At 70.0% G+C, this 24685-nt stretch carries 23 protein-coding genes; 13 read left to right on the top strand and 10 right to left on the bottom strand.

Annotation, left to right across the window (positions count from 1 at the left end):
* Nucleotides 1–28 precede the first annotated feature (28 nt).
* Both mqnP and ACW4TU_RS26900 read right to left on the bottom strand, forming a co-directional pair.
* Nucleotides 29–937: a menaquinone biosynthesis prenyltransferase MqnP gene (mqnP, locus tag ACW4TU_RS26905; protein ID WP_457417344.1), complete on the bottom strand. Its 909-nt coding sequence runs from the start codon at nucleotides 935–937 to the stop codon at nucleotides 29–31.
* Entirely contained in the window at nucleotides 934–2391 is a 1458-nt protein-coding gene (locus ACW4TU_RS26900) for a menaquinone biosynthesis decarboxylase (protein WP_457417343.1), read from the bottom strand. The genes mqnP and ACW4TU_RS26900 overlap by 4 nt, the downstream gene beginning before the upstream one ends.
* A 97-nt stretch (nucleotides 2392–2488) precedes the next feature.
* Between ACW4TU_RS26900 and ACW4TU_RS26895 the strand changes: the two genes are divergently transcribed.
* Together ACW4TU_RS26895 and ACW4TU_RS26890 are read left to right on the top strand one after the other, a co-directional pair.
* The gene (locus ACW4TU_RS26895; protein ID WP_457430317.1) at nucleotides 2489–2893 is read left to right on the top strand and encodes a PLD nuclease N-terminal domain-containing protein; all 405 of its coding nucleotides are present in this window, start codon (nucleotides 2489–2491) and stop codon (nucleotides 2891–2893) included.
* An 83-nt stretch (nucleotides 2894–2976) separates the two neighbouring features.
* Nucleotides 2977–4359 carry a purine-cytosine permease family protein gene (locus ACW4TU_RS26890; RefSeq protein WP_457417342.1) on the top strand — a complete coding sequence of 461 codons (1383 nt, stop codon included), beginning with the start codon at nucleotides 2977–2979 and terminating at the stop codon, nucleotides 4357–4359.
* A 176-nt stretch (nucleotides 4360–4535) separates the two neighbouring features.
* Here the strand turns inward: ACW4TU_RS26890 and ACW4TU_RS26885 are convergent, their stop codons facing one another.
* Complete coding sequence (locus ACW4TU_RS26885; RefSeq protein ID WP_457417341.1) at nucleotides 4536–6347, bottom strand: acyl-CoA dehydrogenase family protein; 1812 nt, start codon at nucleotides 6345–6347, stop codon at nucleotides 4536–4538.
* A gap of 260 nt (nucleotides 6348–6607) precedes the next feature.
* Between ACW4TU_RS26885 and ACW4TU_RS26880 the strand changes: the two genes are divergently transcribed.
* The 3 genes from ACW4TU_RS26880 to ACW4TU_RS26870 are packed head-to-tail and all read left to right on the top strand — an operon-like array spanning nucleotide 6608 to nucleotide 9137.
* Nucleotides 6608–7246 carry an RNA polymerase sigma factor gene (locus ACW4TU_RS26880; RefSeq protein WP_457417340.1) on the top strand — a complete coding sequence of 213 codons (639 nt, stop codon included), beginning with the start codon at nucleotides 6608–6610 and terminating at the stop codon, nucleotides 7244–7246.
* Nucleotides 7243–7812, top strand: a complete 570-nt coding sequence (locus ACW4TU_RS26875) for a hypothetical protein (RefSeq protein ID WP_457417339.1) — start codon at nucleotides 7243–7245, stop codon at nucleotides 7810–7812. Before ACW4TU_RS26880 ends, ACW4TU_RS26875 begins: the two co-directional genes overlap by 4 nt.
* Nucleotides 7809–9137: an acyltransferase family protein gene (locus tag ACW4TU_RS26870; protein WP_457417338.1), complete on the top strand. Its 1329-nt coding sequence runs from the start codon at nucleotides 7809–7811 to the stop codon at nucleotides 9135–9137. Before ACW4TU_RS26875 ends, ACW4TU_RS26870 begins: the two co-directional genes overlap by 4 nt.
* A gap of 177 nt (nucleotides 9138–9314) precedes the next feature.
* Here ACW4TU_RS26870 and ACW4TU_RS26865 read toward each other — a convergent pair whose 3' ends face one another.
* Entirely contained in the window at nucleotides 9315–10178 is an 864-nt protein-coding gene (locus ACW4TU_RS26865; RefSeq protein ID WP_457417337.1) for an NmrA family NAD(P)-binding protein, read from the bottom strand.
* Between the two features lie 191 nt (nucleotides 10179–10369).
* On the opposite strand from ACW4TU_RS26865, the gene ACW4TU_RS26860 reads away from it, so the two are divergent.
* Both ACW4TU_RS26860 and ACW4TU_RS26855 read left to right on the top strand, forming a co-directional pair.
* Entirely contained in the window at nucleotides 10370–11056 is a 687-nt protein-coding gene (locus ACW4TU_RS26860) for a TetR/AcrR family transcriptional regulator (protein WP_457417336.1), read from the top strand.
* 124 nt (nucleotides 11057–11180) lie between these two features.
* Complete coding sequence (locus ACW4TU_RS26855; protein WP_457417335.1) at nucleotides 11181–11984, top strand: SAM-dependent methyltransferase; 804 nt, start codon at nucleotides 11181–11183, stop codon at nucleotides 11982–11984.
* A gap of 26 nt (nucleotides 11985–12010) precedes the next feature.
* Here ACW4TU_RS26855 and ACW4TU_RS26850 read toward each other — a convergent pair whose 3' ends face one another.
* Genes ACW4TU_RS26850 through ACW4TU_RS26840 form a run of 3 tightly spaced genes read right to left on the bottom strand, consistent with a single transcriptional unit; the run spans nucleotide 12011 to nucleotide 13452 of the window.
* Nucleotides 12011–12421, bottom strand: coding sequence for a contact-dependent growth inhibition system immunity protein (locus ACW4TU_RS26850; protein WP_457417334.1), 411 nt, complete (start codon nucleotides 12419–12421; stop codon nucleotides 12011–12013).
* Nucleotides 12414–12542 (bottom strand): DUF397 domain-containing protein, encoded by a 129-nt coding sequence (locus ACW4TU_RS26845; RefSeq protein WP_457417333.1) that lies wholly within the window; start codon nucleotides 12540–12542, stop codon nucleotides 12414–12416. The genes ACW4TU_RS26850 and ACW4TU_RS26845 overlap by 8 nt, the downstream gene beginning before the upstream one ends.
* Nucleotides 12505–13452: a helix-turn-helix domain-containing protein gene (locus tag ACW4TU_RS26840; protein ID WP_457417332.1), complete on the bottom strand. Its 948-nt coding sequence runs from the start codon at nucleotides 13450–13452 to the stop codon at nucleotides 12505–12507. The genes ACW4TU_RS26845 and ACW4TU_RS26840 overlap by 38 nt, the downstream gene beginning before the upstream one ends.
* A 115-nt stretch (nucleotides 13453–13567) precedes the next feature.
* Here ACW4TU_RS26840 and ACW4TU_RS26835 point away from each other — a divergent pair, with 115 nt between their 5' ends.
* The 4 genes from ACW4TU_RS26835 (at nucleotide 13568) to ACW4TU_RS26820 (ending at nucleotide 17907) form a co-directional block, all read left to right on the top strand.
* Entirely contained in the window at nucleotides 13568–14095 is a 528-nt protein-coding gene (locus ACW4TU_RS26835; RefSeq protein ID WP_457417331.1) for a DUF7848 domain-containing protein, read from the top strand.
* 298 nt (nucleotides 14096–14393) lie between these two features.
* Nucleotides 14394–14918: a PadR family transcriptional regulator gene (locus tag ACW4TU_RS26830; protein WP_457417330.1), complete on the top strand. Its 525-nt coding sequence runs from the start codon at nucleotides 14394–14396 to the stop codon at nucleotides 14916–14918.
* The gene (locus tag ACW4TU_RS26825; protein WP_457417329.1) at nucleotides 14915–15613 is read left to right on the top strand and encodes an ABC transporter ATP-binding protein; all 699 of its coding nucleotides are present in this window, start codon (nucleotides 14915–14917) and stop codon (nucleotides 15611–15613) included. The genes ACW4TU_RS26830 and ACW4TU_RS26825 overlap by 4 nt, the downstream gene beginning before the upstream one ends.
* A complete protein-coding gene (locus ACW4TU_RS26820) occupies nucleotides 15610–17907 on the top strand; it encodes an FtsX-like permease family protein (RefSeq protein ID WP_457417328.1) in 2298 nt (765 codons plus the stop codon). Before ACW4TU_RS26825 ends, ACW4TU_RS26820 begins: the two co-directional genes overlap by 4 nt.
* A gap of 56 nt (nucleotides 17908–17963) precedes the next feature.
* On the opposite strand, the gene uvrA is transcribed toward ACW4TU_RS26820, so the two are convergent.
* Complete coding sequence (gene uvrA / locus ACW4TU_RS26815; RefSeq protein WP_457417327.1) at nucleotides 17964–20576, bottom strand: excinuclease ABC subunit UvrA; 2613 nt, start codon at nucleotides 20574–20576, stop codon at nucleotides 17964–17966.
* 81 nt (nucleotides 20577–20657) lie between these two features.
* Here uvrA and ACW4TU_RS26810 point away from each other — a divergent pair, with 81 nt between their 5' ends.
* Entirely contained in the window at nucleotides 20658–21389 is a 732-nt protein-coding gene (locus ACW4TU_RS26810; RefSeq protein WP_457417326.1) for a MerR family transcriptional regulator, read from the top strand.
* Between the two features lie 156 nt (nucleotides 21390–21545).
* On the opposite strand, the gene ACW4TU_RS26805 is transcribed toward ACW4TU_RS26810, so the two are convergent.
* Nucleotides 21546–22793 carry an esterase/lipase family protein gene (locus ACW4TU_RS26805; protein WP_457417325.1) on the bottom strand — a complete coding sequence of 416 codons (1248 nt, stop codon included), beginning with the start codon at nucleotides 22791–22793 and terminating at the stop codon, nucleotides 21546–21548.
* A 319-nt stretch (nucleotides 22794–23112) separates the two neighbouring features.
* Here ACW4TU_RS26805 and ACW4TU_RS26800 point away from each other — a divergent pair, with 319 nt between their 5' ends.
* A complete protein-coding gene (locus tag ACW4TU_RS26800; protein ID WP_457417324.1) occupies nucleotides 23113–23286 on the top strand; it encodes a hypothetical protein in 174 nt (57 codons plus the stop codon).
* Nucleotides 23287–23313: 27 nt separating this feature from the next.
* Here the strand turns inward: ACW4TU_RS26800 and ACW4TU_RS26795 are convergent, their stop codons facing one another.
* Nucleotides 23314–24588 (bottom strand): PucR family transcriptional regulator, encoded by a 1275-nt coding sequence (locus ACW4TU_RS26795; RefSeq protein ID WP_457417323.1) that lies wholly within the window; start codon nucleotides 24586–24588, stop codon nucleotides 23314–23316.
* Between the last annotated feature and the right edge of the window lie 97 nt (nucleotides 24589–24685).

The raw sequence follows: 24685 nt of genomic DNA, 5'->3' as shown, positions 1-24685 counted from the left end.
GCCTACCGGCGGTCACCCCTACCGGAATTCAGACCGTGAGTCCACGGACGACCAGATCGAGCAGCGCACACCCGAAAAGAGCGATGCCGATGAACCCGTTGACCGAGAAGAACGCCCGGTTCAGCCGTGACAGATCATGCGGGCGCACGATCCTGTGCTCGTACACGAACGCGCCCGCCACGATCAGCAGTCCCAGCCAGAAGAACGCCCCCGCGTCCGTGACCAGCGCGTACCAGACGAACAGGCCCGTCGTCAGCGCGTGACAGACCCGGGCGCTCCACACCGCCGCCGGGATGCCGAAGCGGGCCGGTACCGACAGCACGCCGGTCTCGCGATCGGTGTCGACGTCCTGGCAGGCGTAGATCAGGTCGAAGCCGCCGATCCAGATGCCGACCGCCAGGCCCAGGATCACCGCGTCCCAGGACCACTCCCCCGTGATCGCCAGCCAGCCGCCGACCGGGCCCATGGCCTGGGCGAGGCCCAGGATGGCCTGGGGGAAGTTCGTGAACCGTTTGCCGTACGGGTAGACCACCATCGGGATCACCGCGACGGGGGCGAGGGCCAGGCACAGGGGGTTCAGGAGGGCCGCCGAACCGAGGAAGACGACGACGGCGATCAGGGCGCCGGTCCAGGCGTGCTTCACCGACATCGCGCCCGTGACCAGTTCACGGTGGGCCGTGCGCGGGTTACGGGCGTCGATCTCGCGGTCGATGATCCGGTTGACCGCCATCGCGAAGGTGCGCAGGCCGACCATGCAGACGGTGACCAGGAGCAGCCGGCCCCAGTGGATGTTCCGGTCCGTCTGGAACATCGCCGTCAGCGCCGCGATGTAGGCGAAGGGCAGTGCGAAGATCGAGTGTTCGATCATCACCAGGCGCAGGAACGCCTTCGTGCGCCCCGGCTGGGGCAGTGCGGCGGATGCGGATGCGGAGCTCACAGGCCGTATTCCTTCCAGCGTCTGTCGACCTTCGCCGCCGTGTCCGGGTCCGACACGACCATCTCCGGCCAGCCACCGTCCCGCGTGTACCCCTCCTCGGGCCACTTACGGGTCGCGTCGATACCCGCCTTGCCGCCCCAGAACTGCTGGTAGGAGGCGTGGTCGAGGTGGTCGACGGGGCCTTCTACGACGGTCAGGTCACGGGCGTAGTCCGTGTTGCCGAGGGCGCGCCAGGCGACTTCGTGCAGGTCGTGGACGTCGCAGTCCGAGTCGACGACGATGATCAACTTGGTCAGGGACATCATGTGGGCGCCCCAGACCGCGTGCATCACCTTCTGTGCGTGTTTGGGGTACTTCTTGTCGATCGCGACGATCGCGCAGTTGTGGAAGCCGCCGGCCTCGGGGAGGTGGTAGTCCACGATGTCCGGAATGATGATCTTCAACAGGGGCAAAAAGAACCGCTCGGTCGCCCGGCCCAGCGGGCCGTCCTCCGTCGGCGGCCTGCCCACGACGATCGACTGGAGCAGCGGGCGCCGCCGCATCGTCACGCAGTCGATCGTGAGCGCCGGGAAGGGCTCCTGCGGGGTGTAGAAGCCCGTGTGGTCACCGAAGGGCCCCTCGGGCAGCATCTCGCCCGGTTCCAGCCAGCCCTCCAGCACCACCTCCGCCTGCGCCGGCACCTGCAACGGCACCGTCTGGCAGTCGACCATCTCGATCCGCTTGCCCGCGATGAACCCGGCGAACAGGTACTCGTCGATGTCACCGGGCAGAGGTGCCGTGGACGCGTAGGTGACGGCGGGCGGGCAGCCGAACGCGATGGCGACCGGCAGCCGCTCGCCCTTGCGCGCCGCCACCTGGTAGTGGTTGCGGCTGTCCTTGTGGATCTGCCAGTGCATGCCGATCGTGCGCTTGTCGTGCCGCTGAAGGCGATAGAGACCCAGGTTGCGTACGCCGGACTCCGGGTCCTTGGTGTGCGTCAGCCCCAGGTTGAAGAAGGAGCCGCCGTCCTCCGGCCAGGTGAAGAGCGCCGGGAGACGGTCGAGGTCCACCTCGTCACCCTTGAGGACGACCTCCTGCACCGGCGCGCCCGCCGACTTCACCTTCTTGGGCGGTACGTGCGTCATCGCGCCGAGCTTGCCGAAGGCCTCCCGCACACCGACGAAGCCCTGCGGCAGCTCGGGCTTCAGCAGCCCGCCGATCCGGTCGCTGATGTCCGCGTACGACTTCAGCCCCAGCGACTTGAGCAGCCGCCGGTCGGTGCCGAACACGTTCATCGCCAGCGGCATCGCCGACCCGCGCACGTTCTCGAAGAGCAGCGCGGGCCCGCCTGCCTTCTGCACCCGGTCGACGATCTCCCCGACCTCCAGGTACGGGTCCACCTCGGCCTTGATGCGCTTGAGGTCGCCCTCGCGCTCCAGCGCCCTGAGCAGGGAGCGAAGATCGTCGTAAGCCATGCGTTCCAGTATCCGTTACGCACTACCCTGGACCTGTCAGCGGGGGCCGGACGCGACCGTCAGCGCGCCCGGACAGCAACTCAAGGGGACCGAATACATGCTGCGGGTGCTGTTGATCCTGGTGCCTCTCGCGCTGAGCATCTACGCGTTCATCGACTGCGTCACCACGCAGGAGAAGGACGTCCGCTTCATGCCCAAGCCCGTGTGGGCCATCCTCATCCTGCTGTTCCCGCTGGTCGGCTCCGTCTCCTGGCTGATCATCGGCCGCGACCGCGCCACCGCCCAGCGCCTGGGCGCCTCGGGCGGCCAGTGGATCGCCCCGGACGACAACCCGGAGTTCCTGAAGTCCCTCAACGACGAGAAGGCCGAGAAGACCGAGAAGGGCACGGCCGGGGAGCCGGTGCAGGACGACGACGCCCACCTGCGGGACTGGGAGGCCGACCTGCGCCGCCGCGAGGAGGAGCTGAAGCGCCGGGAGAGCGGCGAGGATTCCAAGGAGTAGTACAAGCTGTACGCCGCCGAGCCTCCCGAAGCGGACAGTGCGCCTCTGGGCCGGGCCTGCTGCGGCCCCGACACTTACCTCGCATGACGACTGCTCCGGCGAGTACGCCCGTGACCCCGGCCCCCGAGTACGGCGACAAGGTCATCGCCGTCGAGACGGCGGGCTCGGAACCCATTCCGGACGCCGAACGGCACGGCGGCCCGCTCCAGTTGCTGTGGACCTGGGCCTCCCCGAACATCGAGTTCGCGACCGTCTACATCGGCGTGATCTCGGTCCTCTTCTTCGGCCTGGACTTCTGGCAGGCGTCCGCGGCCCTGCTGCTGGGCACCGCGCTCGGTTCGCTGACGCACGGGATCCTCTCCCTCGACGGGCCCCGGTTCGGCGTACCGCAGATGGCGATCGGGCGGCTCTCCTTCGGGCACAAGGGAAATCTGCTGCCCGCCGGTGTGAACGCCCTTGTCTCGGGCGTCGGTTGGTTCGCCGTCAACAGTGTGAGCGCCGCTTTCGCGCTCAACACACTGACCGATCTGCGTCCACTCCCCTCCCTGCTGCTCGTGGTGGCGGCGGAGATCGTGATCGGCTTCATCGGCCACAACTTCGTACACGCCTTCGAGAAGTACGCGTTCCCGGCGCTGGCGGTCGTGTTCCTGCTGGCCGGTGTCTGGACGTTCAAGGAGGCGGACCTGGGCGCGCCCGGCTCCGGCGGTGGCATCGGCGGGTTCCTGCTCGCCTTCAGCGCGGCCTGGGGGTACACGGCCGGCTGGAACCCGGCCGCCTCCGACTACTCCCGCTACCTTCCCCGTACGGCCGACCGCCTCCGCACCGCGCTCTACCCGGCCGTCGGCCTGTTCGTGTCCGTCGCCGTCGTGGCGCTGATCGGCGCGGCCTCGGCGACGATCGTCGCTCCCGAGGGCGCGACCCCGACGGCGGCCTTCACCGGCCATCTCCCGGTCTGGCTCAGCGACTTGGTGCTGCTGGCGATCATCCTGGGCGCGGTCTCGGCGAACGCCCTGAACGTGTACTCCTCCGCGATGTCGGTCACGTCCCTCGGCTTCCGGCTGCCCGGGTGGCTGGGGCGCGGCGCGATCGTGGTGCTGTGCGGGCTCGCGGGTACGGCGGCGGCCTGGTCGTCGCTGTCGGACGCGGGGGCGGCGTACGAGGCGTTTCTGCTGGTGATCGCCTACTGGGTGGGTCCGTGGCTGGGGGTGGTGCTGGTGGAGCGGTGGCTTCGGGCACGGACGCCGGTGGAGGCGCTGAGCGCGCGGCTGTCCGACCGGGGCTTCACCAACTGGCCTGGTGTCGCCGCCCTGTTGGCGGGCATCGTGGTGTCGGTGCCGCTCTTCTCGAACCAGGAGAAGTACGTGGGCTGGGTGCCGGAACAGTGGCCGTCCTTCGGCGACATCACGTGCCTGGTGGGGTTCGCGGTGAGCGCGGGGTTGTACCGGGTGCTGCGGCGGGCCACCTGACCGGACCGAACGGACCGAACAGAGTGAGCGGCTCGCCGATCGGCCGGGCGTACATCCCCCACACGCCCGGCACACATCGGTAACGCACATCGTCAATAGGTCATGGGCACGTCATTTTTAGGCCGGCAGTCGCCCGTCGCGGCTCAGGAACAGACGGGTTCGGCGGGTCGGACAGGTCAGGCGTCGGTCAGCATCGGCAGTGCCGACAGGTGCTCCTCCGGGAGGTCGAAGGCCTGGGTCAGGGTGCTGAGATGCGGGGCGAGCCGGGTCGTGAGGGTGTGCAGGGCCTCCGGGAGGGCGCGTACCTGGTCGGCGGTGAGTGCCTGTTCGGCGAGGAGCAGGCCACTGCGGGCATCGACCTGACGGAGGAGGAACAGCGCGCTCAGGTCCTCCAGGACGGCGTGCGTGATCGGGTCGGACACCCGGGCGCAGGCGGCGAGTAAAGCGTCGGCGGCCTGGCCCACCGTGTACGCCTCCACGAGGTTGAGGGCGGCGTCGGACGCGTTGTTCCAGCGGCCGAGGGCGTCGCCGCCGCCGTTGTCGCGCCGCAGGTCGCGACGGGCGGCGAGGTGCCAGTAGCGCTCGGCGGCGGTGAGGGCGCGGCGCAGCAGTCCAAGGTCGGTCAACGGCTCGTCGCCGGTGGGCCGGGCGGGCTCCGCCGCCAGTTCGTGCCCGAAGATCATCTCGGCGCCCGCCTTGCAGCAGATCGCCAGGTTGTCGCCCTCGGCGGTGATGCCGCCGTCGATGTTGGCGGCCATGTCGGCGAGCCCGTTCACGGGAAACAGCCCCCGGGCACCGCACCGCTCCCGGCTCTGGGTCGCGATGTCGCGGGCCTGCCAGGTGATCCAGGCCTTGGTGACGGCGACCGTCCGCTCGGCGTCCTCGCGTTCCTCGGGTCTGTGGGTCGCCCAGCGTTCGGTGGCCGCCCGGTGCAGGAAGGTCATCGCGTAGGCGGTGGCGGTGTGGTCGAGGAGACGGCTGTGGTGGCTGCGGTGCGCGGCGAGCGGGACGCGCTGCCCGGCCACCGGCCCGGATATGTGCCGGGTGTACGCGTACCGGACGGCGATGGCGAGCGCCGCACGGGCCACTCCGAGGCCGGCGGCGCTCATGCACAGCTTCCCGACGGTGACCCGGCTGATGGCGTGCAGGAACCGCTTGCGCGGACTGCCGACGGCGCTGACCAGTGTTCCGTCGGACAGGAGTTGCCCGTGGGCGCCCTGGAGGAGGGCGGTACGGGGCAGCCGTACGTGGTCGAAGCTCGTGACGCAGTGGTCCACCGGACTGCCGGTGCGCTCAGGCAGCAGGGTGACGGTGATACCGGGCAGGGTGCCGTACTCGTCGCTCAGCGGGGTGAGGAAGAGGAAGGCGCCCTGGTCCTTGTCGTCGACGATGAGCCGGGCGGCGACCACGGCGGTTTTGGGCCCGCCCGCGGAACTGGTGTTGGGCATGTACTTCTGCGCCCCCGGATGCGGGGTGTGCAGGACGAACTCGTCGCGCTCGCGGTCGTAGCGGGCGACCGTCTCCAGCGCCGCCGCGTCGTTCCCGTGCGCGCGCTCGGTGCACAGGAAGGTCCCCATCCGGGCCATGGTGGTGAAGTCCGTCAACTCGCGCGGCGGGGACACCTGGTCGTCGACGACGCTGCCGAGGAACAGGTTGTAGTGAATGCCGGCCACCGTGATCGTGGCCACGTCCATGGGGGCGGCCCACTCGTGCAGCGCCGCGATTCCACGGGGGTCGTCGGCGAACCGTTCGGGCGACGGAACCTCACTGTTGAGGGCTCTCAGCCGCTCGTACGCGAGTTTCCGTCGCTGCCGGGTGCTCAGTTCGGGTCGATACCGGAACAGTTCGTTCGAGACCGCTCTCCGCCACCGGTCATGGAGGCCTTTTCCTTCCGGTCCGTCCTGGAAGAGGAGGCTGGCGACGGCAGCTTGATCAAGGACTGGATGGGGCGTGCGCGTCTCGGTGGTCATGGTGATCGGAATGCCCATTGTCATGAGGGGATCAACCAATAGTGACCAGGAGCACTTAAGAAATCGGCCAATATGAGGCATTAATAGACAGGAATCGGCCGAAGTGCGACAGCGGCGATTCGAGTGACTTCGAACACTCAATCGACTCCGGCGGAGCGCACGGAACCTGCCAACCGGAATCCGGATCGGGCCGTCTTCCTCGTAACGCTTTTCGTGTCTCGGCCCAAGAACGGGTGAAGGGCGAGTGACGCTACGAACAGGACGCGAAGGAGACGCCAGTGGACGGTGCGGAGCCGGAGAGGTTACGGGGTGGACCCGCCGAGGCCGTGCGGGACCCGGCGCTCTTCGAGGCGTTCTACCGGCGTCATGTCGACGCGGTGATGCGCTTCGTGGCCCGGCGGGTCGACGACCCCCACACGGCGGCCGACCTGACGGCCGAGATCTTCCTCGCCGTTCTCGACTCGGCCCACACCTACCGGCCGCGCCTGGGCAGCGAGACGGCCTGGCTGTACGGCATCGCGCGCAACGTCGTGTCGTCGGAGCGCCGCCGGGTCGCCCGGGAGGCCAAGCGGGACCGGCGCTTCACCGGGAGGCGCCTGCTGGAGCCCGACGACATAGTCCGCATCGAGGACAAGCTCGACGCGGAGAGTCCCGGCCGGCGCGCCCTGGCCGCTCTCGAACGGCTGCCCGAGGGCGAGCGGGCCGTCCTGGAGCTGATCGTGGTCGACCAGCTCACGATCCCGGAGGCGGCAGCCGCGCTGGGCATCCGCCAGGTCACGGCCCGGGTCCGACTCCACCGGGCCCGGAAGTCGCTGCGCGGGGAAGCGGGCTCAGGGGCGGCTTCCGCGGCGACTCCCAGGCCTGTGGAGACAACACCGGACACATCACTTCTGTACGTCAGGAGGGGCGAGGCATGAGCACGAGGACGACATCGTTCGAGGACCGGCTCCTGAAGGAGCTGAAGCGGGAGATCGGGCTGCGCGAGCTCGACACGGGCAGGCGCGGGACGACCACTTCCGTACGACGTCTACTCACTCCCCGCCGGATCTCCCTCGCCGCAGCGGCCTGCGCGGTGGCCGGACTCGCCGCGGTGGTCCTACCGGGTACGCCGGCCGACTCGGTGGCGTACGCGATGGAGAGCCACGGTGACGGCAGTGTCACGCTCACCATCAAGGACCAGCTGATCGGTATGGAGGCCCAGTACGAACTCGCGGAGAAGCTGAGCCCGAAGGGCATCCAGGTGATGGTGAACGAACTCGCCCCCGGCTATGTCTGCGACCGCGACGTCGTCCTCTGGGCGACCGACAAGCAGGGCAACCGTGTACCCATCGTCGCCGTCCAGTTGAACCGGGCGATCACCCTGGGCCCGGGCAACGTACTGGTGTTCGAGAACCTCAGCGGCCACACCCAGCCGCACAGAGTCAACGCCTACACGGGCAAGGGTGAGATCGAGCCCTGCGTACCCGTGAAGGCCGGCCCATGACCGGCGGGCCGCCGAGCGTCTCGGCGGAGAGCACAGGCCGACTGGGCTGGTTGGACGCCCTGCGCGGAATCGCGGCGCTCGTCGTCGTGTTCGACCACTCCTCGTACTCCTTCCTCCCCGGGTTCCGGCGGGAGTTGATGCCGGAGTTCAACACCAGCCGGTTCGGCATCATGGTGTTCTTCCTGGTGAGCGGGTACATCATCCCGGCGTCGCTGGAACGCCGGGGCTGTGTACGGACGTTCTGGATCGGGCGGGTGTTCCGCATCTACCCCCTGTGCGTGGCTGCCGTCGCCGCACTCCTCGCCCTCAACCTGCTGGGCGTCGCGGAGTTGCGCACCGACCTCGGCAGCGCCACCACCGCCGTCGCCCATCTCACCCTGTTCCAGGAGCTGTTGGGCACCCCCAGCATCCTCCTCGTCCTGTGGACGCTCTCCTACGAGATGGCGTTCTACCTCCTGGTCGTCGCCCTGTTCACGATCCGCCGACACGAGCGGTCGGCGCCGGTCGCCGTCACCCTGGCCGTGCTCGGCGCCGTGAGCGTGGCGGCCGGGATCACGCTCCCGCCCTCCGCCCTCTCCGACGCGGTCGGCACCGGCCGGCTGGTCGCGCTCACCGCGGTCGCCCTGGTGATCGCCGTCTGCTGCACGAGCGCGGGATCACCCCGCCTCCGTGTGTTCGGGGGCGTGGTGGCCGGGGCTCTGGCACTCGTGCTGGTCCTCTTCAACGGCACGGTCCCGATGTGGGAGGGCCTGGTGATCCTCGCCGTGATGTTCCTCGGCACGGTCGTCCATCGGGCCGAGCACGGCCGGAGCAGTTGGCGGTACGCCGCCTGCACAGCCCTCGTGGTCGTCACCTGCGCCGTGGGAAGCGCGTACGGGTACGGCGACGGTGCCCACTTCACGCGGCGTGCCTGGATCACGGCGTTCCTGCTGGCCGTACTCACCTTCGGCGCCGGACTGACACTGCGCGACCGCCGCGTACCGCGGGTCCTCATCGCCCTGGGCACGATCAGCTACTCGGTCTATCTGCTGCATCCGGTACTGCTGGCGGTCACCGACAGCACGGTCGGCCGGTGGCGGCAGGACACCCCCGTACTCGAAGTGGCTTTCTTCGCGGTGCTGTTGCCGCTGTGCGCGCTGACCTATCTCTGCGTCGAGGCGCCGGGGCAGGCGTGGGGGCGGAGGCTGGCCCGGCGGCGCCCGCACAGACCTGGTGCGAGCAGTCCTGGTGCCGATGCCGACCGAATACGTTGGCGCGCGGCGGCGACGACGCGTCAACGTCCAGGACGCATCGACGCTCGCGCGGGCCTGTCAACTTCCTTATAACGACCGGTAGTTCCACTTCGGGAAGTACTGGCCCCACTCGGCCCGAGTGATCGTCGGGAAGGCCGGGGCGCAGATCCGGTGGCTCGACGGACATGACGCCGTCGGCGTGGCCGGTGAGGAATTCCTGGGCGGGTCGCGGCGCGGAGGCGCCGATCCGCCCAGGCCTCGACCGGTGGTTCACCGGGGGCGCGAGGCGGTCTCCAGGACCTCGTGGACGGTCTTGGCGGGGTGCCCGATGGTGGCTTCCAGTGTCGGGTCGGTGGCGTTGAACTCGCCGTTTCGCGATGCCGCGAACATCGTCAAGGAGAACTCCGCGGCCGGTCGCGGCATCCCGCCGGCGACTGCTGCGGAAGTCCACTCGTCGTCGTCCATGACGACTCGGGTGACGGTCCGGCCGGTGATGCGGCTGAGGATGTCGGCAACGTCGGCGAAGTCGAGCGCGTGCGGGGCTGTCAGCGGCGGCGTGACCCCTTCGAGCGCCCCGTCCTCGGCGAGGGCGAAGGCCGCGGCTTCCGCCACGTCCTCGTGGGCCGTCCAGGACACCGGACCGTCCTGCGGCACGGCGAGCGTCCCGGTCTCCAGCGCGGCGCCGATGTAGTAGCCCAGGGCGGAGGCGTAGAACCCGTTGCGAAGAGCGGTGTAGGGGACTCCTTGCCGCTTGAGGTGCTCCTCGGTAGCCGCATGGACCTTCTGCGGCGGGAAGAGCGACACCGGAGAAGCCGCCTGGTGGCTGGTGTAGAGGATGTGCTGGGCGCCCGCTTCCCGCGCCGCGTCGATGGCGGCGCTGTTGGCGGTCAACGCGCCATCGCCTCGAATGGCCGCGGAGACGACCAGCACGCGCTCGGCACCTTCGAAGGCGTGCTTCAGGCTGTCCGGTTCGGTGAAGTCTCCCGCGCGGACTCGGACGCCTCGCTCGGCGAGGTCGGCGGCCTTGCTCACATCGCGCACGCTGACGCCGATCCTGTCGGCCGGTACCCGCTCCAGCAGACGGTTGACGATCAGCGACCCGAGGTGGCCGGTGGCTCCTGTGACGATCAGCATCGGTGGCTCCAGGATGTTGTTTCCAATGGAACGAAAATAACGGTACCATCGATACTTCCATTGGAAGCAACCGTATGAGTCCACCTGGAGATCGGCCGACAATCCCAGCACATTCGGGCAGTACGGCAGCGGACGGCCGCCGATATCAGCGGTAACAGATCCTGTCAGTCACGGGCGATAACATCGTCCCCATGGCACCGACCACACAGCGGCGAGACATCACCCGGGACCGCATCGTGAAGGCTGCGGCCGACCTGTTGCGCGACCAGGGGCCGGCCGCGGTGACCACACGCCGCGTGGCCCACAAGGCCGGGTTGCAGCCTCCTGCTCTCTACCGTCTCTTCCAGGACAAGGACGAGCTGCTGAACGCCGCCGCGGAGCGCGTCTTCGCCGAACATGTGGCCGGCAAGCAGACCAGCGCGCCCTCGGACGACCCGGTGGCGGACCTCCGCGCCGGATGGAACACGCAGATCAGCTTCGGCCTGGCCAACCCGTACGTCTACGCCCTGCTGCTCGACCCGGTCCGCGCACGTGACGCCCCGGCACAGGTCAAGGGCGTACTGATCCTCGCCGAGCGTGTGCACAGGATCGCCGCGGCCGGGCGGCTTCGGGTGAGCGAGGAACGCGCGGTCAACCTCATCCGCTCGGCGGGGATCGGAACCGTCCACACCCTGCTGACCCAGCTACCGGAGCAGAGCGACCCGCACCTGGCCGACGCCGCTTTCGACGCGATCACTCGCGCCATCCTCACGGATGAGCCCGCTGTCCCGGCCCAGGACGCGGCGGCCGTCGTCGCGGCCTTCCGCACCCTCCTCCCCGAACTGCCCACGCTCAGCAAAGCCGAGGCCGCGCTTCTCGACGAGTGGCTGCAACGCTGATCCAGTCCGACTTCCGCCTCCGACGGCGCGAGAGTGTCCTGTACGAGTCCCTGGTGCGACGAGTTGGCGTCCAGCCTCGTGAACTACCCTCGCCGGAAAGGATGTTGACCGGCGGGAGTGCAGAGTGACGCAGGACCAGGTCCGTATCGAGGGCATCGACACCAGTAGGCCGCACCCTGCCCGGATCTACGACTACCTGCTGGGCGGCAAGGACAACTACGAGGTCGACCAGCAGGCCGGTGACGCGCTCGCCGCCGCGGCGCCCGAGGTGCGGATCGGTCTGCGGGCCAACCGCGCCTTCATGCGGCGTGCGGTGCGGCACGTGGTCGGCAGCGGCGTACGGCAGATACTCGACATCGGCACCGGGCTGCCCACCTCGCCCAATGTGCACGAGGTCGCCCAGGAGCTGGTGCCGGAGGTACGGGTCGCGTACGTCGACAACGACCCGATCGTGAAGGCGCACGCCGACGCACTGCTGAGCCGGACCGGCGGCGGCACCAGCACCGTGCTCGCCGATCTGCGCGACCCGCGTACCGTCCTGGATCACCCCGACGTCCGCCGGGTCATCGACTTCGACGAGCCGGTCGCCCTGCTCCTTGTCGCCGTCGTCCACTTCCTGGCCGACGCGGAGAAGCCCGGGGAGATCGTCGCCACCCTGCGCGACGCGCTGCCGACCGGCAGCTTCCTGGTCCTCTCGCACGCCACGGGCGACTTCGCGGACCGCACCGACGCCCAGGCCGAGTACAGCAGGAAGGCCACCGCCACCCTGAACCTGCGCGCCCGCGCCGAGGTGGAGCGCTTCTTCGACGGCTTCGAACTGCTCGAACCGGGCCTGACCCAGGTCCCGTTCTGGCACCCGGACGGCCCGGCGCCGGAGCGGTCCGAGGAGATCGGTATCTACGGGGGTGTGGCTCGCAGGACGAGTTGAACGTCCGCCCCGCGTGGACGGAGGCATCAGCAGGCTGAGGTCCGGAACCGCTCGACCTCCTGCTGGAGCGAGGTCGGCAGGTCCTCGACCAGCTCCGAGACGATCACCCGGAGCTCGTACCGGAGTTCGGCGGAACCGACCCAGGCTGCCGGGCTCCTGGTGATCACTGCGGACAGCAGTTCACCGGCATACGAATCGCCCTCTGCCATCGGGTTGTCCCGCAGCACCTCCAGTGCCATGGGCAGGAGATACGGCAGTCCCACGTCCTGTCGGATCAACAGGCGCATGTCCTCGACGGTCAGCTCTCCGATCGGCCGACGCCGAAGAGCGTGCGCGGTTACGACAAGACGGGTCGCGCCGGCCGGAGGATCTGGCCAGTGGTCGCGTTCGAGCTGCTCAAGGGAACTCTCACGGTTCGGCGGCCGGTGACTACGCACTCCGACGAGACGCGCCCGCGACAAACCCCGCCCAGGCGACGCGAGTTACGACCATCACCGGACCGCCGGGACCCACCTTGCTGTCACGGACCGGGACGACGCCGGGGAATCCGGGGGCCACCTCGATGCAGTTGCCGCCGTCGTTGCCGCTGTAGCTGCTCTTGATCCAGGTCACCGTGTCGAGTTCGTGCCTGTGCATGATGCTCGTAACCCTCCATCACGTCGCTGATCAGAGCGGCGGATTCGCGGGCCGACGGAATGTCCGCCCTGAGCACATCATAGGTCTGGCTATGGCGTACGTAGTCTGCTGGATCATTGTTGAAGTGGCCCTGGCTCAGCGACTCCGAGTACACCCATCGCTCGTCGGCGAGATCGATCAGGGACATGGAACTCTTGGGCGGGACAAGCCCGAAAAGGCCCGTCGGGACCACCTGGATACGGATGTTGGGGCGCTGACCGACGTCGAGCAGATGCGCGCACTGGTCCCGCATGACCCCCGGGCTGCCGACGGCGTTGCGCAGACAACTCTCGTCCAGGACAGCGACGTACAACGGCCCGTCGTCCGCCAGGAAACGCGGCTGGCGGCTCAACCGGGCCCGGACACGTTCCTCCACCTCGTTGCCGGTCGAAATCTGGGAGAACAGTGCGTGCGCGTAGCCCGGCGCCTGCAGCAAGCCGGGGATGACCTGTTCCTGGTACTCCCGCAGCGCCACCGCATCCGCATCCATCCGCGCCCGACGCGCGAACCAGTCCGGATGCTGCACCTCCGGATACCAGTCCACCTTCTTCCACAGCCGCAGCAACACCCCACCCGTACCCAGGATTTCGTCGCAGGCCTTCGCGAACGTGTCCTGCGGGACGCTCACGCCCGCCTCCACCTTGGCCACGTGGGACCGGTCGCACGGAATCTGCTGGGCCAGCGCCGTCTGCGTGAGGAGCGCGGCCTCGCGGAAGTGCTTCAACACCTCGCCGAACAGGGCGGCGTTGCTGACTCCCGTCCCGGAGCCGTCGTCGCCGTTCCGTCGCACCACGTGTCCCCCTCATGTGCCAATGCCCCATTCACACGCCCCAGGCGTTGATACGGACCGTTCCCCTCGGCCACGCTCGATACACCCAGAGTAATGACGCGCGATGGAGTGAGCGGGCATGACGGAAGAACAGCGAGAAGTGCCGCGAGTCGAATGGCCGGCGACCAGGGACGAGCGGCTGAGCGCGAGCGTGCGGGAGGTCAACCGGCGTTCAGCCACTGACCTGTTGACGTCGACGAGCTACCCGACCCCGCCCACCCCCGTACCCGGCTGCGCCACCTGCGACGAGCTGGCCGTACTCCGGCACCTGGCCCGTTTCGAGGGCGACGGCAGCCGGGAGACCGACGCCGACGTACTGCTCCGCCGCCACCAACGGCAGACGCACCCCGGGTACGGGAACAACCCGCCACCTCGGCGCCGGATCTTCCGGTACTTGCCGTATTCCATCGTCCAGGACGGCTCCGCCGAGCCCGAGTACGAGGCACGCTGCGTCTCGGGCGACGAGGACGACTGCGGGGCGGTGTCAGGACGGCATCCGGACCCGGCCGAGGTCGAGGAGTGGCAGCGACGGCACACCCAGGAGACCCGCCACACCCGATACCGCCGCTCCTTCGCCGACTACTCCGTACTGGAGCCGACGGCGTGAGCCGAACGTGACCTCGGTCAGCGACCGTCGCCGTCGCCCTCGGGCTCCGGGCGCGGGAGTTCGTCGAGGTCGAGGGTGAAGGTCCGGCCGTCGGCCAGGGGGATGGGGAGAGGCGGATCCTCTGCGGGAGCTACGCCTCAAGGCCATCGCGCCGATCCGCCCACGCCGGCCGTCATGCGCTCACGGCAGCGACCCGTACCCACCGGCCGACCGACGCTGTCTTCACGTAACTCCAGTCCCTCGGGGCGAGCAGCCCGCTTGTTGACTGCGACTAGATACTGAGTGTAGACACTGAGGTATGACTGTCCCTCTGGCACTCCTCGGACTCCTCGAACGGGAGTCGAGCCACGGCTACGACCTCAAGCGCGACTACGACACCTACTTCGGCCGGGGCAAGCCCCTGCCCGCCGGGCAGGTCTACTCGACCCTGAGCCGCCTGGCCCGTGACGGAAAGGTCGAGGCCGGCGAGGCCGAGCCCGGGGCGGGGCCGGACCGCAAGCGTTACGTGATCACCGAGCTGGGGGTCACGCAGGTCGAGACCTGGCTGACCGAGCCGGTCGCGGGCGAACCGCACCTGCAGACGGTGCTGTTCACCAAGGTCGTGCTGGCGCTGCTGCTGGAGCGCGACCCCCGCGCGTACCTCGATATCCAGCGCGCCGCCCACATGGAGCGGATGCGGGAACTGACCGAACTGCGCCGCACCGGCAGCACGATCGACTCGCTGCTCGCCGACCACGGCGTGTTCCACCTGGAGGCCGATCTGCGGTGGATGGAGCAGACCGTGGCGCGGCTCGCGGCCCTCGCGGCGGAGGTGCGCTCATGAGTTCGGAGGACGGCTTTCTCGTGGAAGCGCGCGACGCCGTCCTGTCGTTCGGGCAGACGCCCGCGCTGCAGGGTGCGAACCTCTGCGCCCGCGCCGGCGAGATCCTCGCCGTCACCGGGCCGAGCGGCTCCGGCAAGTCCACGCTGCTGCACTGCCTGGCCGGAATCCTCGTACCCGACTCCGGCGAGATCTGGTTCGACGGCCGCCGCGTCGACAGCCTGCGCGAGCCCGAGCGCAGCACGTTACGGCGGGACCACTTCGGCTTCGTCTTCCAGTTCGGTCAGCTCGTCCCCGAGCTGACCGCCGAGGAGAACGTCGCCCTGCCGCTGCTGCTGGCGAAATCCCGCAGGGCGAGCGCGCTGGCCGAGGCCCGGCCGTGGTTCGCACGGCTCGGCCTGGACGGCCTCGAAGGACGCCGCTCCGGCGAACTCTCCGGCGGGCAGGCACAGCGTGTCGCGCTGGCCCGCGCCCTGGTCTCCCGGCCCACAGTGCTGTTCGCCGACGAGCCGACCGGATCGCTCGACTCCCTCACCGGCGAGCACGTGATGGATCTGCTGGTCGCCTCCGTACGCGAGGAGGGCACCACCGTCATCCTCGTCACCCACGAACCGCGGGTGGCCGCCTTCGCGAACCGCGAGGTCATCGTGCGCGACGGCAGGGCGACGCCGTTGTACGTCGAACGGCTCACCTCGTGATCCGTCTCGGTCTGCGCCTCACCCTCGGCGGCGGCAGGGAGGCAGGCGCCCGCCTCGCCGTCATCGCGGCAGCCGTCGCCCTCGGTGTCGGCCTGCTGCTGAGCATCCTGGCGGCCATCAACGCCACCGCCACCCAGAACAGCCGCAACGCCTGGCTCAACACCGGCTCCGGCACGAGCGCGTCGAGCCCGTCGGAAGCGAAGGCGGACACGGACCCGCTGTGGTGGCTGCTCAGGGCGGACCGCTTCGACGGCAGGATCATCGGCCGCGTCGACATCGCCGCCACCGGCCCCAACTCCCCGGTCCCACCAGGCCTTTCACGGCTTCCGGGGCCGGGCGAGTTCTACGCCTCACCGGCCCTCAGCAAGCTCCTCCGCACCACCCCGGCCGCCGAACTCGCCGACCGCTACCCAGGCCACGAGGTCGGTACGGTCGGCAAGGCGGCGCTCCCGGGCCCCGACTCCCTGATCATCGTCGTCGGCCACAGCCCCGACCAGCTCGCGAAGCAGCACGACGCCACCCAGGTCACCTCGATCACCACCGTCACCCCCAGCAGCTGCAACGGCACGAACTGCACGGTCAGGACCGGCATCGACAACAGCGGCATCAAGCTCATCCTGTCCGTCGCGGGTACCGCCCTGATCTTCCCGGTGCTCATCCTCATCGGCACGGCCACCAGACTGGCCGCCGCCCGCCGTGAGCAGCGCTTCGCCGCGATGCGCCTGGTGGGCGCCACGCCGGGGCAGATCTCGATGCTCTCGGCCGTCGAATCGACGGTCGCCGCGGTCATCGGCACGACCGTCGGCTTCGGCCTCTTCGCCCTGTTCCGTACGCAGCTGGCGGCGGTCAACCTCACGCGTACGACGTACTTCGCCGACGACCTCACGCTCCGGACCGGTGACATCCTGCTCGTCGCCGTCGCCGTCCCGGTGGGGTCCGCGATCGCGGCCCGGATCGCCCTGCGCCGCGTGCAGGTCTCCCCGCTCGGGGTCACCCGGCGCGTCACACCGCGCCCACCGCGGGTCTACCGGGTGATCCCGATGGCCGCCGGTATCGCCGAACTGTCGTACGCCATAGGCCGGGTGCCCAGGAGCACCGACGGCCAGGTCTGGGTCTTCGTCCCGGGAATCCTGCTGGTCCTGACCGGACTCGTCATCGCCGGACCCTGGCTGACCATGGCCGGCGCCCGCGTCCTGGCCCGGCGCACCAGCCGGCCCGCGCTGCTCGTCGCGGGTCGGCGGCTCGCGGACGACCCGAAGGCCGGCTTCCGCGCGGTCAGCGGGCTGGTGCTCGCCCTGTGCGTCACCAGCGCCGCCGTCGGGATCATCGGCTCGTTGAACGCCGAGCGCGGCATCCCGAAGGGCAGCCCGGCGGTCGCCGGAGCCCTGGTCGCCGACTACGTCCGGGGGTTCGACGACTCTTCAGGTGCGTTGACCGGAAGCGTGCCACCGCTCTCGCAGGCCTCGCTGGACGACCTGAATTCCGTACCGGGCGTCAAAGGCGTGCTGATGATCCACACGAACCCGCTCGGCACCAGGGACCCGGCCTGGAGCAGTTCCCAGGATTCCGGGACACCGCCGCCGGCCGGCCTGGCCTCGTGTGCCGAGCTCGCGAGGATGCCGGCCTACAGTGCCTGTGCCGCCGGAGCCGAAGCGGCATCGGTCAGCCAGGGCTACAGCACTTTCGGCACGTACGGCTGGGCACGCTGGCCCACCGCATGGCCCGCCGCCGCCATCTCCGCAGAGCGCCTCGCCGGCCTGCCGGTCCAGGAGATCGTCGTGGCCACCAACGGGTCGACGTCAGCGATCGAGCGCGCGCGTACCATCCTCGCGAACACGTATCCCGACCAGGAGAGCCCGCGGACCGTCCGCGAGGACCATGCCGAGCGGGGCGCGGAACTCGCCGGATACCAGCAACTGGCCAACGTGGTCATCCTGGTCAGCTTCCCCATCGCCGGCTGCAGCCTGGCGGTGAGCGTGGCCGGGGGCCTGCGCGACCGCAAGCGCCCCTTCAGCCTGCTGCGGCTGACCGGGACACAGCTCGGGGTGCTGCGGCGGGTGGTACTGCTGGAGAGCGCGGTCCCGCTCCTGGTGGTCGCGGTACTGGCCATCGGGATGGGCTTCCTGGCCGCCCAGCTGTTCCTGCAGGCGCAGTTCAGGTACTCGATCCGGGCACCGGGGAACCAGTACTACGCGATCGTGCTCGCCGGTCTCGTCGCCTCGCTGGGGGTTGTCGCATCCACGATGCCGCTGCTCAGGCGCATCACGGGACCCGAAACAGCCCGCAACGAGTAGCAGGTACGACGGGTGGCTCGGACCGGCTGCGGTCAGCCGGTCCGAGCCACCCGTCGTCAGCTCATCACCCGTACGCCCTCCCGCAGAAACCCGCCCGTCCACGAACGGGCCCCGGCAGCCGCCCCCGCCGCTTCCGCGACCTGCTCAGGTGTCCCCTCCGCCACCACGAGTCCTCCCCCGGCGCCGCCCTCCGGGCCGAGGTCGATGAGCCAGTCGGAGGCGCGCATGACGTCGAGGCTGTGCTCGATCGTCACGACCGAGTGGCCCGCGTCGACGAGGCGTTGGAGTACGTCGAGCAGGCGCGCGGTGTCGGCGGCGTGCAGGCCTGTGGTCGGCTCGTCGAGGAGGTAGAGGGTGCGGCCGGTCGCGCGGCGGCCCAACTCCTTGGCCAACTTGAGGCGTTGGGCCTCGCCGCCGGAGATGGTGGTGGCGGGCTGGCCCAGGGGGAGGTAGCCGAGGCCCACGTCCGAGAGCCGTCGCAGGCGGGCGGCGATCTGCCGTACGCCCCGGAAGACGGTGAGCGCCTCGTCCACCGTGGCGGCCAGCACCTCGGCGATGTCGTGCCCGCCGTAGCGCACCGCGAGCACCTCGCTCCGGAACCGGCGGCCCCGGCAGCCCGGGCACCGCACCTCCACCGCGGGCAGGAAGTGCATGTGCACGGCGAGCACACCGGCGCCCTCGCACCGTTCACAGCGTCCGCCGGGCACGTTGAAGGAGAAGGCGGCCGGAGTCAGCCCCCTCGACCTCGCCGTCTCCTGCGCGGCGAAGAGTTCCCTGACCGGGGTGAAGACGTCCGCGTACGTCGCCGCGTTCGAGCGCGGGAGGCGGCTGATCGGCTCCTGGTCGATCGTCACGACCCTGTCGAGGTGCTCCCACCCGTCGATACCGTCGTGCTCCCCCGGTGCCACCGGCAACGCCCTTGTCGGGTCAAGGCGTTGATGTGCCGCCCTGCCCAACACGTCGAGTATCAGCGTCGACTTGCCGGAGCCGGACGGCCCGGTGACCGTCACCAGCCGCCCGAGCGGAATCCGTACGGTGGCGTTTTTGAGGTTGTGGGCGCGGGCCCCGCGAATCACCAACTCCGTTCCTGTATAAGGGCGTTGCTTGCGCGCGGGGTGCTGGAGCCGGCCCGACAGATACGCCCCGGTGACGGACCCCTCCGTCGCCGCCACCTCCTCCGGGGTTCCCTCGGCGACGACCCGGCCCCCGTCCCGGCCCGCACCCGGACCGATGTCGACGACATGGTCGGCGGCCCAGAGCACGTCCAGGTCGTGTTCGATGACGAGGACCGTGTTGCCCAGGTCCCGCAGGCGGCGCAGTACGTCGATGAGGCGGGCCGTGTCGGCGGGGTGCAGTCCGATGGTCGGCTCGTCGAGGACGTACAGCATGCCGGTGAGGCCCGAGCCGAGCAGCGCGGCCAGGCGCAGCCGCTGGGACTCGCCGGCGGAGAGGCTGGTGCTCGACTGGTCGAGGGTGAGGTAGCCGACCCCGGTGTCGACGAGCCGGCGTACCCGTTCCTCCAGGTCGGCGACGACCGGTTCGGCGAAACGCCACTCGTCCCCGGTGGAGAACGCTCTCAACTCCGCTGTCCAGTCCGCGAGTTCGTCGAGGGGCAGCCGGGACGCCTCCGTGATGCCGAGCCCGTGCACGGTGACGGCCCGGCTCTCGGCGCGCAGCCGTGTTCCCGCGCACGCCCCGCAGGTCTCCTTCGCCATCGAGCGCTCGGCCTTCTGCCGGTAGGCGGTGTCGTCGACGCGGTCGGCGTAGCGCCGCATGAACGCGGTGACGACGCCCTCGAAGCGGCCCGCCGAAACGGTGGCCGGGGGCTCGATGCCGAGGGCGGGGAGGTGACTGCGGAACTCCGGCGACTCGACCCCGTACAGGAGCAAGTCCCTTGACGGCGCGTCCAGTTCGGTCACCGGGGCGTCGGTGTCGAAGGTGAGGCCGTAGTGGCGGGCCGCGGCTCGCAGCAGGGGCAGGTTCCGCTCGACGAGCTGCCTGGGCCAGCCGCGCACCGCACCGGCGGCGACGCTCGACTCCTCGTCGACCAGGGTCCGCACGTCCACCCGGATCACCTCACCGAGCCCCGTGCAGGACGGGCAGGCACCGGCGGGCTTGTTGAAGGAGAAGGAGCCCATGACGAGTTCGGGCACGGGGGCGAAGCAGTACGGGCAGGTGGCATGCCCGCCACCCTCGGCTCCCGCCTCCGCCTCCTCGTCGCCCTCCGGGTCGTGGGCGTACGACGGCGGGATCTCCGTCCCACAGCCGGGGCACGGGCGTACGCCGATCCGGGACCACAGCAGCCGCAGATAGGTGAAGACCTCGGTCGCGGTGCCGACCGTCGAACGCGGGCCGCGCCCCGCCGGACGCTGGTCGACGCTGACCGACGGGGACAGGCCGCTGATCGAGTCGACGGAGGGCCGGCTGACACCGGCGGTCGCCACGCCCCACGCCTCCATGTACTGGCGGTGGCTCTCCCGGTGGATGGTGTCGAGGACGAGCGTGGACTTGCCGGAGCCGGAGAGACCGGTCACGACGACCAGCTTCTGCTTCGGGATCGCGAGCGAAATGTTCTTGAGGTTGTGGAGACGAGCACCTTTGATGTGCATCACGGGGGTTCGGCGGTCAGCCGTGCCTTCAACCATGCCTTCGTCCAAGCGTTCATCCATGCCTTCAAGTTTTTCATTGAAGCTCCAGTTGAGGCTTTGAGCCGTAAACGTGGGCTCACACTGCCTCTAAGCTTCAAATCCGTGAAGAACCATGAGGTACGGCTGCGGCCCGTCGACCTGGCCCGGTTGTCGGGCCTGTCGACGCAGCAGATCCGCAACTACGAGGACGCGGGCGTGCTGCCCCCGGCGGCGCGGACGGAGTCGGGGTACCGCGTCTTCGGGGACGTACACCGTCGCGCACTGCTGACGTACCGGGCCCTGCAGCCCGGGTACGGGCCACTGGCGGCGACCGCCGTCATGCGCACCCTGCACGACGGGGACCTGGCGGGTGCCCTCGCGCTCGTCGACGCGGCGCACGCCGGGCTGCACGAGCAGCGGACGGCCCTGCGGGCGACGCGCGAGGCCCTGGAGGCGCTGGCCGACAGGCGGGCCCCGCAGGCGACGGCCCCCGCGACCGGCCTGCGGATCGGCGAGGTGGCCGCGCTGCTCGGCGTACGGACGTCCGCGCTGCGGGTGTGGGAGGCGGCGGGCCTGCTCACCCCGGCCCGCGAACGCGGCACGCACTACCGGCAGTTCGGCCCCGACGACGTCCGCGACGCCCGCCTGATCCAGACCCTCCGCCGCAGCCACTACCTCCTGGACCAGATCCGTCCGGTACTGGAGGAACTGCGCCGGGAGGGCGGCACGGAGGCCCTGCGAGCGGCGGTCGCGGCACGCGGGGAGGCACTGGCGGGCCGGACGCGGGCGATGCTGGCGGGGGCGGGGCGGCTGGCGGAGTACATGGAGTACGTCGAGCGGGCCGCGAACAGCTGAGGCACCAGATCCCGCATCACCGCGCTCGGCAGCGACGGATTGCCTGCCGCCGCTTCCGCCACCTCACCGTCCTCGTCGGCGAGCAACTCCACGGGCCTCGCCCTGGTGGCGCTGGAGGCGAGGCCCATGTCCGCCGAAGGCATCCTTGGCCGGTGGTTACGCTTCCTGGAGTTTGGCCACGATCCACTGGCCGAGTTCCGGGGTCATGACGGTGTGGCCTTCGTTGGTGGTGGCACAGAGGAAGTCGTGGAGGTCGCTGCTCTCGCGGTCGACCTTGGAGTAGAGGGCGGTGTGGTCGTCGATTTCGGCCGACGCCACGGCGCTGATGGTGGGGACGAAGGTGGAGGTGTTGTGGGTGAGTTCCGCCGGCTGCTCGTTGACCATCGCGGCCAGCACGGCGGCCATGCCGAAGTTGGCGGCGTCGTCCAGGAGCGGGGCTTTGGGGAAGAGGCCGCCGGGAGCGCCGTCGAGTTCGGGGAAGCCGGTGGTGTTGATCGAGACGGCGGCCTGGCGCGCCTTCGCCATCTGGGCGACGGTCTGCTTTCCCTGGCCCTGGGTGCGCAGGTGGGCGTTCACCTTCGGTCCGACGGCGGACATCGCGATGTCGTCGGCGGGGATGCTGTTCCCGACGCCGGTGCCCGTTCCGTTGGCGACACCGAGCAGGCGGGGGCGCTGGGGCCAGTCGCCCATCCGCTGGAGTGCTTCCAGGAAGTCGGTCCGTTCCCGGTCCTGGCCGGCGGTGACATCGAGGGTGACCTCGGTGCCGGTTTCGACGTGCCAGCGCAGCATCTGGCGTGCGGCCGGGCTGTTGACCAGGTCGGAGTAGAGGCCGAGGAACGGGTTGGTCTCACCCCAGTGTTTCTTCACGAAGTGGGCGAATGCCTGGACTCCGAGAGGCAGCCACGCCCCGCAGTGCGGGGTGTCGTAGGAGAGGTAGGTGGAGGTCTGGTGGTCCTCCTTCTGCCTTTCCATCTTGGCCAGGGCGTAGCGGGTGACCATTCCTCCCATGCTGAAGCCGCCCACCGTCAGCATGGCGTCGCCTTCGCGGTCGGCGACCGTCCTCCTGATGCACTCGATCGCGACGTCGGCGTTGTCGATGATGGACGCGGACCGGTCGTTGAAGCCCAGGAGGATGACGTCGAAGCCGTTCTCACGCAGCGTGGAGATGAACGGGTAGTCCCCGTTCTCCAGGCCGTCGTACAGCACATGGCCGTTGCTCCCGCCCATGGCGAAGCCGTCGGCGAGGATCACCGGCCGCTTGACGGCCGTCCGGTCGGATGAGCTGTAGAAAACCCAGGCGGTTCCGTTGCGGAGCTCCCACTCGGTGTCCCAGGGGGCCACTTCCGCGGCTGCGGGCTGAGCCCCCGGAGGGGTGCCCCAGATACTGACAACAGGCTTGGACATGCTTCGACGACTCCTTGGTCTAGCGGCCGGTCACACCGAACGCAGCCATCGTCTCGACGCGAGCATCCGCACCTACCTCAAATCCACCAATATCATCCCTTCGTGGACGAAATGCCTCTTATTGGTCCTGCCCTCGCGCCTCGCGTACGCGGGCGCACCTTGCCCGGTGCCTACGCGGGCAGGAATGGCGCAGCGTTGGATATACCGTCTCTTCGCCCGTCCTCCACCCGCCGCAGGACGGGCCGTTGAACGGCGAGTGGTTCGTGGCCGGCAACGTGCGGCTCGACCTCGCCGCGCTGAACAAGGCGGAGACCCTGCTGTGGGACGTCTGTGGGACATCTGGGGGACGGAGGCCGAGGAGGACGGGCAGACCCTGAGCGGACCCGTCCGTGAGCTGTACGACCGGGTGTCACTGGTCGTCGCCCCCGACGCTCCCAAGGACGTTCCGTCCGAGTACAACCCACCGCGTCACGTCACCCTCCGCCCCTTCTGATCACTCGTACTCCTACGGCTCTCCTGCCTAGGCCACCGTCCGCAGACCCCCCGTACCCACCCCCGCACCCGCGGTGCCGCGCACCACCCGCCACGCGCAGGCCGCCGTGAGCAGGTCGCCCAGCAGGTCCGGGTCGTCGATCTCCAGGCCGAGGAGGGACTCGATGCGTTCCAGGCGTTGGTAGAGGGACTGGCGGCCGATATGGAGGAGGGTCGCCGTGCGGGTGGGTGAGCAGCCGTTGCGGAGGTGGACCTCCAGGGTGCGGACCAGGTCGCTGGGGTGGGCCGCCTCCCAGGCCAGCAGGGGGCCCAGGGTGTGCTGGACCAGGCGGCTCAGGCGGTCCTGGTTGGCGTCCACGCCCCCTCGGGTCAGTTCGCGTTCGAGGGCGAGGGCCCGGGACGACGTCACCAGGGGGCCCTGCGGGGCGTTCGGCTCCGGTGGCGGCACCGTCAGTGCCAGTTCCAGGGTCGTACGGGCCGCGCGCAGCGTCTCGCTCCAGCGCAGCCAGCCGTTGCCGGCGTCGACGGCGTGGCCCACGGCGACGGTGAGGCCGGGGGCGGCGGCCGTGCGGAAGGCGTCCTGCACCGCCCGTACCGGGTCCCGTCCCGTCTTCACCCCCGGCGCCGGCCGGACCGCGACAAGCGCGAGCACGTCCCCCGGGAAGGCGGCCCGCAGCACCGCCCCGCCCAGGGTGCGCGCCGCCCGGTCGACTGTGGAGACGTCCCGGGTGCCGTGCACGGAGACGCCGATCAGGCGGGCGCCGGGCCCCGGGTGGAAGCCGGCGAGGGCCGCGCGGGCCTCGACCTCGGGCTGGTTGAGGGCCTGTCCGTCGGCGAGGTCGGCGAGCAGGGCGGCGGTGTGGTCGTCGCCCCAGGGGCGGACCACCGTACGGCCGGACAGGCCCCGGGCGACGATCGCGCGGTTGGCGGCCTCCGTGATGCGTACGAAGGGGACGACGCGGCGCAGGGCGAGAAGCGGCAGGCCGAGGCGGCGGGCCTCGTCCGTCACCTCGGGCGGCATCGCGGGCAGCGAGCGGCCGATCTCCACGGCCAGGCCCGCCGCGCCCCGGGCGGTCAGCTCGCGGACGTAACGGCGCCGTACCTCCTCATCCGTGTCGGTGAGGCCGAAACCGTTGGTGAGCAGCAGTTCGCCGCCGTCGAGGAAGTTCGCGCCCTCGTACACCTCGCTGGAGTGCACCCAGCGCACGGGCCGGTCCAACGCGGCCTCGCCGGTGAGGAGTTCGGGCTCGGCGGCGCGGACCAGGTCGAGGGCCATGACTTCACGGAGGGTGAGTGCGGGCACGGGTGCCTCCCAAGGCGCTGACACTTCGTCCTGCTGCGGGATGCCCGGAGAGTACTTTCCGCACGTTGCCCCGGTGTTTCCGCCGAAGGAGAGTGAA

It is taken from the genome of Streptomyces kryoterrae (genome assembly GCF_054072135.1).
Note: the sequence above shows the minus strand (reverse complement) of the source record. Positions and strands in the feature narration are given on the sequence as shown.

Bases quoted from the DNA above. Each gene is read 5' to 3' on its own strand.
- ACW4TU_RS26900 (WP_457417343.1), bottom strand. From the start codon at position 2,391: ATGGCTTACGACGATCTTCGCTCCCTGCTCAGGGCGCTGGAGCGCGAG.
- ACW4TU_RS26895 (WP_457430317.1), top strand. From the start codon at position 2,489: ATGCTGCGGGTGCTGTTGATCCTGGTGCCTCTCGCGCTGAGCATCTAC.
- ACW4TU_RS26890 (WP_457417342.1), top strand. From the start codon at position 2,977: ATGACGACTGCTCCGGCGAGTACGCCCGTGACCCCGGCCCCCGAGTAC.
- ACW4TU_RS26885 (WP_457417341.1), bottom strand. From the start codon at position 6,347: ATGGGCATTCCGATCACCATGACCACCGAGACGCGCACGCCCCATCCA.
- ACW4TU_RS26875 (WP_457417339.1), top strand. From the start codon at position 7,243: ATGAGCACGAGGACGACATCGTTCGAGGACCGGCTCCTGAAGGAGCTG.
- ACW4TU_RS26870 (WP_457417338.1), top strand. From the start codon at position 7,809: ATGACCGGCGGGCCGCCGAGCGTCTCGGCGGAGAGCACAGGCCGACTG.
- ACW4TU_RS26865 (WP_457417337.1), bottom strand. From the start codon at position 10,178: ATGCTGATCGTCACAGGAGCCACCGGCCACCTCGGGTCGCTGATCGTC.
- ACW4TU_RS26860 (WP_457417336.1), top strand. From the start codon at position 10,370: ATGGCACCGACCACACAGCGGCGAGACATCACCCGGGACCGCATCGTG.
- ACW4TU_RS26835 (WP_457417331.1), top strand. From the start codon at position 13,568: ATGACGGAAGAACAGCGAGAAGTGCCGCGAGTCGAATGGCCGGCGACC.
- ACW4TU_RS26830 (WP_457417330.1), top strand. From the start codon at position 14,394: ATGACTGTCCCTCTGGCACTCCTCGGACTCCTCGAACGGGAGTCGAGC.
- ACW4TU_RS26825 (WP_457417329.1), top strand. From the start codon at position 14,915: ATGAGTTCGGAGGACGGCTTTCTCGTGGAAGCGCGCGACGCCGTCCTG.
- uvrA (WP_457417327.1), bottom strand. From the start codon at position 20,576: ATGGATGAACGCTTGGACGAAGGCATGGTTGAAGGCACGGCTGACCGC.
- ACW4TU_RS26805 (WP_457417325.1), bottom strand. From the start codon at position 22,793: ATGTCCAAGCCTGTTGTCAGTATCTGGGGCACCCCTCCGGGGGCTCAG.